The sequence below is a fragment of the Burkholderia sp. Se-20373 genome (assembly GCF_017104705.1).
Taxonomy (GTDB): Bacteria; Pseudomonadota; Gammaproteobacteria; order Burkholderiales; family Burkholderiaceae; genus Burkholderia.
Window position 1 is genome coordinate 72,585 of sequence record NZ_JAAGPH010000008.1, and the last position, 13,964, is coordinate 86,548.

The 13,964-nt window shown below is 59.1% G+C and carries 9 protein-coding genes; 8 read left to right on the forward strand and 1 reads right to left on the reverse strand.

Annotated features, from left to right (window positions below):
• Nucleotides 1-2: 2 nt before the first annotated feature.
• Nucleotides 3-1,553: a shufflon system plasmid conjugative transfer pilus tip adhesin PilV gene (locus G3N96_RS04880; protein ID WP_206136451.1), complete on the forward strand. Its 1,551-nt coding sequence runs from the start codon at nt 3-5 to the stop codon at nt 1,551-1,553.
• Between the two features lie 210 nt (nt 1,554-1,763).
• Nucleotides 1,764-3,698, forward strand: coding sequence for an acyltransferase family protein (locus tag G3N96_RS04885; protein WP_206136512.1), 1,935 nt, complete (start codon nt 1,764-1,766; stop codon nt 3,696-3,698).
• On the opposite strand, the gene G3N96_RS04890 is transcribed toward G3N96_RS04885, so the two are convergent.
• Complete coding sequence (locus G3N96_RS04890) at nt 3,695-3,931, reverse strand: helix-turn-helix transcriptional regulator (protein WP_206136452.1); 237 nt, start codon at nt 3,929-3,931, stop codon at nt 3,695-3,697. The genes G3N96_RS04885 and G3N96_RS04890 overlap by 4 nt on opposite strands.
• A gap of 408 nt (nt 3,932-4,339) precedes the next feature.
• Between G3N96_RS04890 and G3N96_RS04895 the strand changes: the two genes are divergently transcribed.
• The 6 genes from G3N96_RS04895 to G3N96_RS04920 all read left to right on the forward strand — a co-directional run bounded on the left by G3N96_RS04895 (nt 4,340) and on the right by G3N96_RS04920 (nt 13,958).
• Entirely contained in the window at nt 4,340-5,572 is a 1,233-nt protein-coding gene (locus G3N96_RS04895; RefSeq protein WP_206136453.1) for a hypothetical protein, read from the forward strand.
• Nucleotides 5,573-5,678: 106 nt separating this feature from the next.
• A complete protein-coding gene (locus tag G3N96_RS04900) occupies nt 5,679-11,117 on the forward strand; it encodes a strawberry notch C-terminal domain-containing protein (protein WP_206136454.1) in 5,439 nt (1,812 codons plus the stop codon).
• A 68-nt stretch (nt 11,118-11,185) separates the two neighbouring features.
• Complete coding sequence (locus tag G3N96_RS04905) at nt 11,186-11,911, forward strand: hypothetical protein (RefSeq protein WP_206136455.1); 726 nt, start codon at nt 11,186-11,188, stop codon at nt 11,909-11,911.
• A gap of 11 nt (nt 11,912-11,922) precedes the next feature.
• Nucleotides 11,923-12,219, forward strand: a complete 297-nt coding sequence (locus tag G3N96_RS04910; RefSeq protein ID WP_206136456.1) for a hypothetical protein — start codon at nt 11,923-11,925, stop codon at nt 12,217-12,219.
• A complete protein-coding gene (locus tag G3N96_RS04915; RefSeq protein ID WP_206136457.1) occupies nt 12,216-13,646 on the forward strand; it encodes a hypothetical protein in 1,431 nt (476 codons plus the stop codon). Before G3N96_RS04910 ends, G3N96_RS04915 begins: the two co-directional genes overlap by 4 nt.
• 69 nt (nt 13,647-13,715) lie before the next feature.
• Nucleotides 13,716-13,958, forward strand: coding sequence for a hypothetical protein (locus tag G3N96_RS04920; RefSeq protein WP_206136458.1), 243 nt, complete (start codon nt 13,716-13,718; stop codon nt 13,956-13,958).
• Nucleotides 13,959-13,964 lie beyond the last annotated feature (6 nt).

Below are 13,964 nucleotides of genomic sequence, written 5' to 3' on the forward strand. Positions count from 1 at the left end.
AAATGGATTTCTGTTTTCGTCGCATTCTTGCTGGTTCGCGCGCGGGGCAGCGCGGTGTGTATGACCTGGTGTCGCTCGGTATTGGCGCGACGATCGCAGTTGCATTCGCTACTGTCGGGCTATGGGAAAAGCGGCAAGAGATGCTCTCGGAGCAGATGTCTGCACAGGGTGGCATCCTTCTCGATATTGGCAACCTGGTCAACGGGAAGTATCTCGCGCTGTACTACTCGAACCTGGTCAACGGCACGGCGATCCCCGGCGTAGCGAATGAGTATGCGCCGACGATGGCGGAGCTTCAGGCGATCAACGTGATCCCGGCCGGGTTCTCAACGACGAGCGCCTACGGTTTTCCGTATCAGGTTTCCCTCTCGAAGGTTCCAGCCGGTTGCGTTGCGCCGGCGTGCGACATTGCCGGCAATGTGTACATCGGTGGGGCGATCACCGATCCTTCGACAGGGAAGCCTTTGACTCTCGCGGATGGAGCGGCCGCTATTGGTGGCGACGGTGGCTACTCGGACACCATCACGCCTGGCACGCTGACCGGCATGAACGGATCATGGACGGATACCAATCCGGTGGGCAACGTTGCCGGTGTGCTTGCGATGCGGGTCGGATATGGCTCAAGCGGATGGTCTGCCTTTGTTCGCCGCGATGGCTCGCTTCCCATGGAAGGCGACCTGAATTTCCAGGGTACGACAGGAACGCTGCATAACATCGCGAATGCCGCGACGGTCAACGCTCAGAAGGTCGTTACGCCGAGTGGTAACAGTGTGCAGATCGGGAGTTCGTTTCTTTATGGAGACGGCTCGAACTCAGCTATCAGGCAGAACGGTGCGCTCTATGTCCAGAACACGGCAGGGACGGCAGCGGCGGACGTCAACGCTGCCAGTGTGAACGCTTCCGGAAACGTCAACGCGAATGGGACCATCTGGTCCAATGGTCAAATCACGACGAACAGCAACGTCTACTTGGCCTCAAATGCCGCTACGGTTATTGGCGGGGGGCAACTGAACGTCAATGCTAACGGCCCTCTGTATTTGAATCCGTGGTCCGGCGGACAGACTATCGTCGGTGGGGGCGGTGGAAGCGGTCAGTTGGTGGTTGCAGGGAGGCTTTTCGCCAACGAATACATTCAACCGAACGGGTGGGCAGCGCAGGGCGCAGGTTGTTGGCCTAACGGGTTGATTGCTACTTCTGGTTCTGGTCCTTTGTTCTGCCAAAATGGCGTGTGGACTCCGCCAGGCGGTGGTGGGAGCGCGGTGGCATATTGCAAATCGAATTCGTGCGGGATCACGCTTCCGAGCGCTGGCACGTGGGACATTTTTGGTGTCGCCTATTCTCAGCAATCTGCGTGGGCGGGGGCAACATTCACGATCAACGGTGCGGTCGTCGATACCAATGGAAATTGGGGCGATCAGGACGGCACTGGTTACGGTGTGATGTCCGGCTCTTACCGAATTGCAGTTGGTGGCCCGACCTACATACCCGCGTCGACTTCTTGGGGCAGCGCATGGGGCGATTTCACGATCAATCTCCACGCTACGAAAGAATGATGGCTTAGCGCACATGGCGGTCGATCATCCAGTTGCCGAATGGTGGGTGATTCGGCCGCCAACCGCAGAATCTCGGCATACTCCTTCTTTTTGTCCGCCATGTGCGCCATTTTGGGCGCGTGATGATTCTTTCGATTTCCGTGTCACTCGGGGATAATTGCGGGCGCTTGCTCTGCCGCGGGCTCCTTCACCGAACACACCGCAGTGAACATGGAAATTTTACGGAACGGCCTTGGCGCTAAATCGCCAAATCACGCATCGAGCAAAGTAGCTACTACCCCTGACAGCATTTCTGGATACCGTCCAGACATCGACGGCTTGCGAGCCGTGTCCGTACTGGCGGTTCTCATCTTCCACGCATTCCCGGCAGTTTTGACAGGCGGGTTTGTCGGCGTGGATGTGTTCTTCGTGATCTCCGGCTACGTCATCACGAAGCATATGTTGCGCGAGGCCGACGCCGGCACCTTCAGTTTTTTCGCGTTCTATGGACGACGTATTCGGCGGATTTTTCCGGCGCTGCTGCCGGTACTTGTTTGCATCTACGGGTTCGGCTGGTTTGAAATGCTACCCGAGGAATTCAAACAGTTGGGGCTCGACATCGCCGGCGGTGCGGGTTCCGTTGCTAATCTCGTGCTCTGGCACGAAGCCGGGTATTTCGATGTATCCGCTGCGTTGAAGCCACTACTTCACCTGTGGTCTCTTGGCGTCGAGGAGCAGTTCTATCTGGCATGGCCCATCTTGCTTCTCGCGACTGTGCGAGTGCGTAAGTCCACGTACTGGCCTATCGTGCTTGTGGGCCTTGGCTCATTTGCGCTGAACGTTTCGGTGGTGCGCCACGACACGGTTGAGGCGTTCTACGCACCGTGGACACGAGCTTGGGAGCCGATGCTCGGCGCGCTGCTTGCTTATCGACACTCCGCTGACAGCAGCGCCTCTTCGAGCCGCGCCTCCACCAAGGGCATCGTCGGGTTACTTCTCCTGGCCGTCTCGTTCGTATTTCTCAAGGAATCTTTGACGTTTCCGGGTTGGTGGGCGCTTATGCCGACCGTGGGAGCCTATCTCGTCATTGACGCAGGCGCGAGTCGGACATTTGCCTCTCGCGTACTTGGCTGGCGACCCCTCGTCATGATCGGGTTGATCAGCTACCCGCTGTATCTGTATCACTGGCCGCTGCTCTCTGCGCTGAAGATCTCGAGCGGCAGTGCCGTCCCGGCCGTATGGCGGGTCGTCGCGCTGTTGATTTGCTTCCCGTTAGCGATGGCGACGTACCGATATATCGAGACGCCCATCAGGAAATCGCGGCACCCTCGCGTGGTGGTGAGCATTCTCGTCGTTCTGATGGCGGGCTGCGGCTTTGCTGGATACAACGCCTACCAGCGTGGCGGACTGGAGTTTCGAATGTCCCACATGGTCGGCGCATTCGCAGACGGCGTGAACTTCGACCGCGACAAGATTTGGCGTCGCGGCGCGTGCTATCTCGAAGGCTCCGACAAGTCTTTCAGTGACTCCTGCGTGGATGCCGGCACCGGTCCACTCATTATGTTGTGGGGCGACTCGCGATCCGCTGCGCTGTATCCCGGCGTGCGTAGTGTCAGCAGCGCGCGCGGTGTGCGGCTGGCGCAATTCAGCACCTCTGGATGCCCTCCCGTCTTCGGCGGAGATCCGCGGTGCGCACAAGCGAATGCCCGTGTGATCGAGGTAGTGAATGCAACGAAGCCGGCTATCGTGTTGCTGACCGCAAATTGGACCACTGATCGGCTTCACGCGCTTTCGGCAACCGTCGACGCGTTGCGTGCAGCCGGTGTCGGGCGGATTGTCCTGATCGGGCAGGTTGCCACCTGGCAAAGTTCGTTGCCGAAGCTCTACTGGCTTTACTGGCGAGAGCATCACGAGGAAATGCCGGCGCGTTCCTTTTTCGGATTAGATCCCGCATCAAGGCAGTATGACCGGGACGGGGTGACGATCGCGAAGCAGCTCGGTATCGAGTACGTTTCTGCATTCGACGCGATGTGCAATGCGGCGGGCTGCATCACCCGCACGGGGTCGGGCCGCGGGAACATCGTCATGTTCGATGACTCGCACCTGACTCCGGCCGGCGCGGAAGCGGTGGCGGAAGGTATCTCGGCTAGGGTGTTCGGCGGTTAGCTGGCGAGCAGCACCGATTCCACCGCAGCCGCCATTTCAACGAGGGATACGTTCAAGCCCTTGGCGAGCGCGAGCATCGTGTCGAGGCTTGGCGAACGCAGACCACGTTCGAGAAGCGAGATATAGGTCCGATCGAGGTCTGTCACCTTCGCCAAGGTGTACTGCGACATGCCTCGTTCGTTTCGAAGCTTTCGCAATGTGGCGGCAAATGCGCTGTTGGCTTGACTGTTCAAATTCCCGGCCCGGTCGTCTGGGCCAGAATTGTGGGTTTGAGGACAATAGTCAGCAGCAGACTATTGTCAGAGTTTTGTAACGGGCGCGACACGGCGACGAGTTTTTTAGGGGCCAAAGCGCTTTTTCGTCATCGCGGGCCGATTCTTGAGGGTTGATCGGAATCGGAGCGCGCCTCGGGTTGAACTCTGGCGCATGGCCGAGACCGCCTAGCATTGCTCCATATGACAAACCATTGCCGCATAGAACAACAATAGACGGCCGTCCGGCACGTTCCTTGCCCCGCCCGATTAAGTATGTATCATTACTACGATACGCAATTTGGTGCGTACCGCGCGCGAAGCCCTTCAGGGGCATTGCGTCCCATCCGAGCCAGGCGTTGCGCCGGCTTCCCAATGAAGGAGTAAGGAATGTCGAAACTGAGTGCGATTCAGGAACGTATCGGCGGCTCGAAGAGCGATCTGCCGGCCACCGAAAACTTCGCCCTCCAGGTGGCGGGCTATACAAAGGACTCGAAGGATCGCGACGCGATCACGGGCATCCGTCTGGATACGGGTGAAGAGGTGACCGTGGTTCTGCGCCCGTACAAGAGCGACAAGCCGCTCAAGGCACCGCGCGCCGAAGTCAAGGACTTCATCGCCAACGAGGGCGAGGTCTCGACACTGATGAATGCGCTCCCGAGCGAGGAAATGCGCAAGTCGGTGCTCAAGGGCATGAAGGCGAAGACCGAGCCGGGCGGCACGATCATCGTTCAGCGCGCGTTCACCGAGTCGGATACCGGTGTGGTCAACGCCGGCTGGCTCCAGTCGGCAGCGAAGTATCCGAAGCACTGCCAGGTTGTCAGCGACGTGTTGCTGCGCATCGATCCGGTAGGCTATGCCGAGCGCGCGGGCCGGCAGATCGGCTATGCGAATGCGACTGCGTTGATGCCGTCGGCGTCCAAGCAGGTGACGTCGGCCGAACAACTGAAGGCAGCGTTGCAAGACGCGTTTTCGGGGGCCGGTGGCATCAAGGGTCGCCCGATCGCGCTCGTGCGTCTGTCCGACGGCGAAGTGAGCAAGGCGGTCGAATTCGCGCTCCCGGTCAAGAAGAACAAGGAGACCCGCGAGTACACGCACGCGACGCCCGCCGAGGCCGTCGAAGCATTCCTGGCGTCGCAGTCCGGCAAGCAGGTGGCTCAACTCGTCGGTGATCCCGACCTGTCGATCGAAGTCGTTCCGGGGCAGCGCGTGAGCCTCGGCCCGCAAGCGAAGGCATCGTTCGAACAGAGCGCGTCCGGCCTCGAGCAGGTCAATCGGGCATACCGGTTCACGAAGGCGGACCAGGGTCTGACCGGTTTCGCGCAATCGTACATGGTGCTGCACGAGGTCGAAGGCGGCCAGATCTTTTCGTCGGCCGAGCCGCTGTCGAACAAGCCGTCGCTATTCCATTCGCGCGACGTGCCCACGCCGTTCTTCAGTGGCAAGCCGACCGCGATCGCCGAGAACAAGGAAATCGCGCAGCATACCGACGCGGCCGTCGTGCCGGCAAGCGTCGCGGATGAAGACGAGCCGTTCGACGATCCGTTCGAGATCGATGATGTCGTGAAGAACGCCATCCCGACCGAAGCTATGGCAGCAAGTGCGCCGCGCATGCGCGTGTAAGCCGATGCCACGGCAGTTTCCTGCAACCACGAAAAAGACCGCCTAGCGCGGTCTTTTTCTTTGGTGGTGACTATAGTCTGCGGCCCCACGATCGAGGATAGAAGCGATGGCAACGCCCGAAACAATGAAGTGGCTTGACCTGTCCGCCCACGGTGTCAAGTTGCGCCTCTTCCAACTGAACGACAAGACCGTCAACCTGGTTCTGACCGGCGTGATACCGGCGTCTGCCGAGTGGACCGCCGTGCAGGCTCTTGGATTCGAGCCCTCGCGATCTGGAAAGACGCTCATCCGGAGCGGCACTGATATCCAGACTGGAGCGCTGCGCAAGATCTTTCCTGCTAACGTCATTCGGGATCTGCCGCTGTCGGATGTCTGGATTCGAGTCACGGGGCAGGCCGCCGACACGTCCGAGAAGCGTCAGCAGGACCGTGCAGTTCTCGGGCGCAATGCCTTGGGACATGTCGTGCGCCGGGATGATGACGGCACTCGTTATCTCACGTTTGCTGATGGATCTGTCTCGCGCGAGCGTGACTTGCGGCCGGACGCAATGTCGGTTGATGACGACGCGTCTGCGGCCCTTGCGGCATCGTACCTTCGCGCAACGTCGCCGAATGCATTGGCGCTTTGCGCGGATGCGTTCGTTGATGAGATGCTGGCTGGCAAGAACATGGACTCTGCCGATCTGAGGCACTTCGGTGGCATCGTCTATGGCGAGTCGCGTTCGCTCGAAATCTCCGACCCGCGGCTACGGGCTGTTCAGGAATCCGTCGAAGCAGCGATGCATCGCTGTCTGTTCTCGCGGCACCAGAAGGCAGATGCAGAAGCATTCAAGCTCGCGGTAGCACTCGCCGAGCATCAGCCGACGTTCGCTTATCGGACCTCCACCTCGGTCGAGAATCAGCAATATTCGACGCCGCTCCCGATGTCGATCTCGGTTCAGCACATCCTCGGCGATACAGCGGGTGCAAAACTGTTCGAACCTACTATCGGGAATGGCAGCCTTGTCACGGCGCTTCCGCTTGGCACGGACATTACGGGCGTTGAAATCGACCCGGCGAGATCCGCGCAAGTAGCGGCGCTGCGGACTGACATTCGCCTCGTGACGGGCGACGTGCTCGATATCGCGGCTACGCTCGATTCCGATTTCACGTTCGTAGCAGCCAATCCGCCGTTCGGTGGCCTATCCTCTCCCGTGGCGTTCGAGAATCTGCGTTGCAACCGCGTCGATCACCTTATCGTGCTCAAGGCGCTTCGCCAGCGCAAGGACGTTGGTCGAGGCGTCTTCATCATCGCGGCCGATCGTGAAAGCCTGATTGAGCAAGGCAAGGTCGCCGGCGGCAGCAAGAGCTTCTTCGCGTGGCTGGCGGACCATTACGAGATCGAAGACGCAATCGAACTTGACGGTGCGCTCTACAAGAAACAGGGCGCAGAGTACCCCGTTCGAATGGTGACCGTTGGCCGACGGCGTTCGCCAGAGGAAGCGGCCGAGGCGCTGAGATCGAAACAGTATCGGCTGGGCGAGCGCTTGCCAGTCGTTCATACGTGGGAATCCTTATGGACGCATGTGCAGGCGCTTGCCCGCAAACTCACTCCCGTCGTGTCCGTTGAATCGAATGATGACGACGGGAAGGCCGTCGATCGAGCGGCTGCGCTCGAATTCCTGCGATGGCAACGGCAATCAGGCGCGATGACCGCTGCCGATGTGATGCCGTCGATATACCGCGGCCGGACCTTTCAGACCGGCGCGCCCATGGTGAAGGCCGGCTATGTCATGGTTGATGCGCCAGGTGGGCACCAGTTCAAGCTATCCGAGCTATGGCGCGAACTCGATAAGGCGAGCGTGACGGATCAGGAGCCTGCCGTAGAGAGTCCGCAAGAACCGGCACAGCACGGCCATGAGGCCGGCGATGTAGCGTCGGTCGAGCAGCCTGTACAGGCCGAGTTCAACGACTACCAGGCCCCGTACATTCCGGCGTCAAAGCTCAACGAGCCGAGCGCGATGATTCCTCGCAACCTCGAAGAGCCAGTGCGCCGCGCGCTGGCGAAGCTGGTCGAGGAAATCGGCATGGACGTGGACAGCTACGTCGCGGAAAAACTGCAACTAACCGTCGAGGAAATGGAACTCGCCTTTTCTGCCGAGCAGGTCGATGCAATCGGGCTTGCTATCAAACGTGCGGAGGAAGGGCGAGGGTTCATCAACGGGGACCAGACGGGGCAGGGGAAGGGGCGTGTGCTTGCAGCATTGGCCCGCTACGCCGCTCTCAACAATCAGCCGGTGGTGTTCAACACCGAGAAGGCGAACCTGTTCTCGGACTTCTGGAGGGATCTGAAGGACATCGACTCGCACACGCTGTTCCGACCGCTGATCCTCAACGACGGCGAGCCGGTGCGTAATATGGACACCAACAAGATCGAGATTCCTGCGACCAAGCCCGCCGTCATCAAGCAACTGATGGACAACGATGTTTCGTTGCATGACTCGGGCTACAACCTCATGTTCTCGACCTACTCGCAGTTCAACCGCGAGCGGTCTGCGAGCAAGAAGGCAGCATGGCTTCCTGCGGCCGCGAAAGGTGCGATGCTGCTACTGGACGAGTCTCACGTGGCCGCCGGCGAGTCGAACACTTCGGACAACATTGGTCTCGCTGTGGAGCACGCGGGATCGTGCATGTATTCGAGTGCGACGTTTGCGAAGAACGCAAAGAATATGCGTGCCTACGCAAAGGTGTTCCCATCAAGTGTGTCCGTCGAATCCCTCGCAGACACGCTGCAAGCGGGCGGCGAGCCGCTACAGGAAATCCTGTCTGCAATGCTCGCCGAGGAAGGCGTATTCATCCGGCGTGAGCATGACCTTTCGAAGCTGGAATTCTCGACGGTCGTCACCGAAGAAACGAACGAGCGAGACGAGCAGTGGGCCGATGCACTCAGCGCCGCGCTGCGGGCCATGTCGTACCTGTCCGGCGACGTTGGCAGGGTGATGCGACGCATGGACAAGGAGATCAAGCAGAAGCTCGAAAGCCTGCCGGAATCCGTGCGTGAGGGCAACCGGATGGGCGTGTCCTATCAAGGGTTCGGTTCTCGGCTGTACAACATTCTTCGTCAGTTCGCGCTCGCGCTGAAAATTGAAAAGGTGGCTGATGAGGCGATCACTGCCCTGAAGGAAAACCGGAAGCCAGTCATTGTTCTGGAACAGACCTTCGAGTCGCTGCTGAAGGAGGCGCTCGCGGAAGCCCAAAAGATCGATGCCGAAGAGGGTGAAGTCAGCCAAGAGGCCGCACGGAATCTCACTGCATCCCTGGACGGGCGCACTGTCGATGCGATGACCTTTCGTGACGTTATGCAACGCGTCGCGCGCAAGCTCGAATACATCTACGTGCGCAATGACTACGGCCAGGGCCGCTACGTGCACGTCACCGATCAGGCGAAAAACAAAGAGGAAGCAGCGGCGATTGACGAGGCGATCAACGATATCGCAGCGAAAATCGCTCAGCTGCCGGATATACCCGTGTCGCCGCTCGACACCCTGCGCCAGAAACTCAACGACGCGGGGTATTCGTGCGGCGAGATCTCCGGGCGTTCGTTCCAGACACGTCCCTCTCCCGACGACCCCGGCAAGATCATCGTCAGCATCAGGCCGGACCAGAGGCTCCAAACCCTTGCGGACTTCAACAACGGTCGTCTTGATTCGACCGCGTTGACGCGCGCCGGCTCTACCGGTCTGTCTGCGCACTCCAGCGCCAAGTTTGCAGATCGCCGGCAGCGCGAACTGATCGAGGCGCAGATCGCCAACAACGTCGCTGAGCGAGTTCAGTTCTTCGGTCGGGTGAACCGCCGCGGACAGGTCAATTCGCCGCGCATCAAATCGGTGATCACCTCGCTTCCCTTCGAGAAGCGCACGCTTGCGATGCAGAACACGAAGCTACGCAAGCTCTCCGCGAACACGCAGTCGAACCGGAACAACCAGGCGGAGATGAAGGACGTACCCGACATTCTCAATCCTGTCGGCAATGAAATTTGCCGCCGCTACCTGGAAGAGAACCCGGACATTGCCGCGCTGCTCGATATCAATCCCGAGCAGGAGACATCGAGTGAGGACGAGGCATTTTTCGCTAACAAGCTGACCGGTCGGATCGCACTGCTGCCCGTAGCGAAGCAGAAGGAGGCATACGCGGAACTGTCGCGCGTCTTCAACGAAACCGTGAAGGAGATGGAATCGAAGGGCGTTAACCCGTTCCAGACTTCCGTCTGGGACTGGCGTGGCAAGATCGTCGACCAGAAGGTTTTTCGCGCCGGCAAGCGCAACGGGTCGGTGTTCGATTTGCCGGTCTACATTTCTCGTGTCGAATGGGAGGAGGAGGTTATTCCGTACTCGTCCGAAGACATGCTGCGCATGATCGAGCGTGGGCGCCAATTCCTGACAGAGCAGGACAACCGGTTCAAGCTGGTGGAACATCGCTATGCGATCGGGCAACTCGACAAGTGGCGGATCAATTGTGATGCCATCCTGCAGGACGTGGACCAGTGCTTTGAGAGGGTCCAGCAGCAGGCGCTGAAGTCGCTCCCGCAGTTCAAGTCGGTAGAAGAGGCGATCGCATCGGCAGATTCCAATCCGGTTAAGGGTTCGTCGGTCCGACACCAATGGATTCGTCGCGTGTTGCCGACTGTTGTGCCCGGCAGCATTATCAATTTCAGTGGGATGGAGGAGCAGGCAGAAAAGGGGATGATCGTGTCGCTGTTCCCGCCCGAGAAGCGCTCTCAATCACACCTTCTTGGGCAGTACAGTGTTCGTGTGATCGCGCCGGGCAGCGATAAGTGGCAGGAGTTCACGCTGAACCAGCTTATTGGCGATCCGCTGTTCTCAACGGACCATCTGCTCGGCGGCGACTATACCAATCCGTTGAAAGCATTTGATGCGGCGAAACCGGGCACGATCCGTTTCTCGCGGAACGTGCTGACCGGCAACATGTTCGCCGCCTCGCAGTTTGTCGCTGAGCATCGCCTTGGCAACGCCGCAATCTTTACCGACGAAACTGGCGCGCGCCATCGAGCGGTTGTGCTGTATTCGAAGGTTACGCAAGATGACGTACTCAACATGCCGGTCGCGCTTACGCGGACTCTCGCCTCAACCGTGCTCGAAAAAGCGTATGCCGAAGGATATAGCATCAAGCTAATCGCGTCCCCGTCGCTGAACGATAAGCAGTGCCAGGTCATCTTCGATCGCAGTCGGCCGGCGTCGCTGACGATCTCGACCAGTGGCACAAAAGCAGTGGGGGGCGTCGTTTTCGGCAATAAGGATCTCACGAAGATCACGGGCGATTTTGCTGGCAATCGGGCAACGATGAGCGTGTCGGTAGATTTCCACAAAATGGATGATGTCATGGACGTTTTGATGAGCCGGTGCGGGCAGGCGTTCTACATCGACGCCAATTCTGCCAAGCGCCTTCTGCCTGAGTTTGCGGGTGACGACGGCGAGACCGATGCGATTGAAGGGAAGGTGGACGAGTCCCGAAAGGGGCCGGGGACGGCACCGCGTTTTGCGGCATAAGTGCATTGAGACACAACACTTCGATGCGTATCATTGGTCAGATACACACTCAATAGGAGTTGCTATACATGACGCAGGACTACGAAAAGCCGTCGCTTTCGCAGTTACCTCCCGATCTCCTCGGGGCGCTCGTGCAGTTCCGCTCTGAGAATGGGCGGACGTGGAGGCATAAGTTGCTGTCCGGATGGCTGCGGGCAGCATTTCCCGGCGAGCTGCAACGGCTGCGCAACGAATTCGGGCCGGAATGGCTAACGGGAGTGAAGGATTCCGAGTTCGACAAGCTTGCCGAGGCGGCGTCCACCGTTGAGCCGGGAGTAGGAACTCGCGGCAACGAGGCTCCGGCAATACTCAGCGAGGCCAACTACAAGGGCCAGTTTGGCAATAAGCGTCATTTGACGCGCAAGGAAGTCGTCATCATCCCGGTATCTGCGCTTGCACACATGCGTGGGGTGCGTGGCGAACGTCGCGATTTCACCGTGGATGAGTCAGGCAGTCGGCGGTTCGGCAATTACGAGGCCGCGGAGTGGGACCAGTTCAAGGTGGATATCGCGAAGAACGGCATGCTCGAGCCGGTGACGATCAACATCGATGTTGGCGAAGAGGTCTGCATCTACGAAGGCAACCATCGCATTCAGGTCGCCTTGCAAAGCGGCTGGAACGTCATTGCTGCTGACATCCGATATTTCGGTGGAGCAGAGACGACTTTCGAAGGCGGGTCATTCTTTCGACAGACCATGGCTCGCCTTGAGCAAGGCAACGAACCTGCGGCGTCTTCAGTGCGCCCGCGTATGTAGGGAGCGTCGAAATGTTCGTAACAGAATTTATGGCAGAAATCGGCCTGGTAGGGACCGACATTCCTGCGCGAGTCACATGGTCGATGGATGCGCCTGGCGTTACGGTCACCGCGAGGCTTGATCGAGAGGGCGAGCGGGTGGAGTTCGGTGTTTATGAGGCGTTGGATGGGGAGTCGAGCGTCACGAGCGGTGTTGCCCTGCTGCAAGCTGAATCTGGCGAAATGCATTTCCGGGCCGAAGCAGACGAGATGTTTTTTGAGCGCTTCTCCGAGACGATCCGGCTCATGCGCGTGGAGCAAGCAGAATGAGTGAGGCGCAAGAGAAGGTCGTGAACGCTTCCACCGTGCTGGTCGAGCCGGGGCAGATGGCGGCATTCGAAAAGCGGCTGGAAGCGCTCAACAAGAAAGCTTCGAAGTTCGGCTTGTCGCCCATCCGAATCGTTAGTGCGCAGGATGCGCTCTACGAGCGCAAGAGCGAATACGTTGGTCGAGACGCGGACAAGCTTCTGACTCACCTCGTCCCCGTTCAGCGATTGCAGGACGTTGACCATCCTGTGCTCATTAAGCGGTTGGAAATCGAGTACCCGGAGATCAAGCTCGGGCATTGGCGCGTAATCGGCAAGCTCGAAGCCATCGAGGGCGGGAACCTTGCCTTCGCGGTCTCGCGCGATGCGTCCGATGTCGTGGTACTGGCTGAGCGCGCCGATTGTCCTATCGAATGCGAGCATTGCAACACCAATCGTCGCCGCAAGGACGGATACCTCCTGCGTGATGACGAAACCGGCGACTACAAGGAGGTCGGCAGCAACTGCCTGGAGGATTTCACGGGCATCGACCCGGCTGCGGCCCTGTTCATGGCTCAGATGTGGAACGTCATCAAGATCGCCGAGGACGACTTCGCTGAGTTCGGGCGCTCGGGCCGCGTCAACGCAGTCAGAACGGACCAGTATCTCGCCGATGTGAGCTTCTTGGCTGCAAACTTTGGCTTCGTGTCCGCATCAAAAGCGCGGGAAACGGATTTGTCTCCGACGTACAGCGACGCTCTTTCCTTGCCTTATCTGCTTAGAAAAAACGCGGAGCTTCGTGAGAAATACATTGCGCAGCACGAGCGGCACGTGGAGACAGCGAACGCAGTCCGCGTGTGGATCGAAGACAAAAACGAAGAATCGACGTTTGATCGCAACGTGAAGCTGCTGTTGAGGCAGGATGCGATATCTCTCAAGAGCAATCACCTAGCGTTCGCGGCCGCGACGGTGCCGGTGTATCAGCGAGCACATGCTGAGAAAGCTGAGAGCCGAAAGCGCAGCGAGCACGTCGGCCAACCGGGCCAGAAGGCGTCCGGTTCCCTCACTGTGGAGCGGGTGGTTCCGTTCGACACGATTTACGGATCGTCGGATCTCGTGCTATTTCGTGATAACGATGGCAATCGAATCAAGTGGAAAACCTCGGCCTGCCCAATCGAAGTCAAGGATGGTGTCGGCCGATCGATGGAGGCGACGTTCAAGATCAAGGAGCACGACGAATACAACGGGATGGCGCAGACCGCCATCACACACCTAAAGGTGTTGCGCTGGATTGATACGGTGGAAATTGGCACGAACGATGAGGGGGGCGCACCGGTCATCGGCGAGAGCGATTCGCCCGCGGTCCGCTCCGCCAAGGAACGTTTCCTTTCGGAGCACGGAGCGGCCAACGTTGAAATGCCGGAGTCGCCGAAGGCCCGCTATCGTCCGTGAATCGGCGGTTTTGCTTTATCCTGTAAACTACGTATCATTACAACGATACACATATTCTGGAGCTTGGGAATGTCACTCGCTGCTATTGCCCACAAGGAACGCGCCAAGCGCTTGATCCCGCGCCTGGATGCATGCGCTGTGAGGATCGACGAGGGGAGCATCGTCAGATCCCACGCGATGGTCTACGCAGCCTTTCTATCGGATTACGTGGCCGGCCGGATCGACGCCGCCAACCCCGAGACGGTCGGCATGTTGAGCATGGCCGACGAGTTCTGCGAACTCGTTGAGCACGAGTATCCGGTCATCAACTGAGGGCAG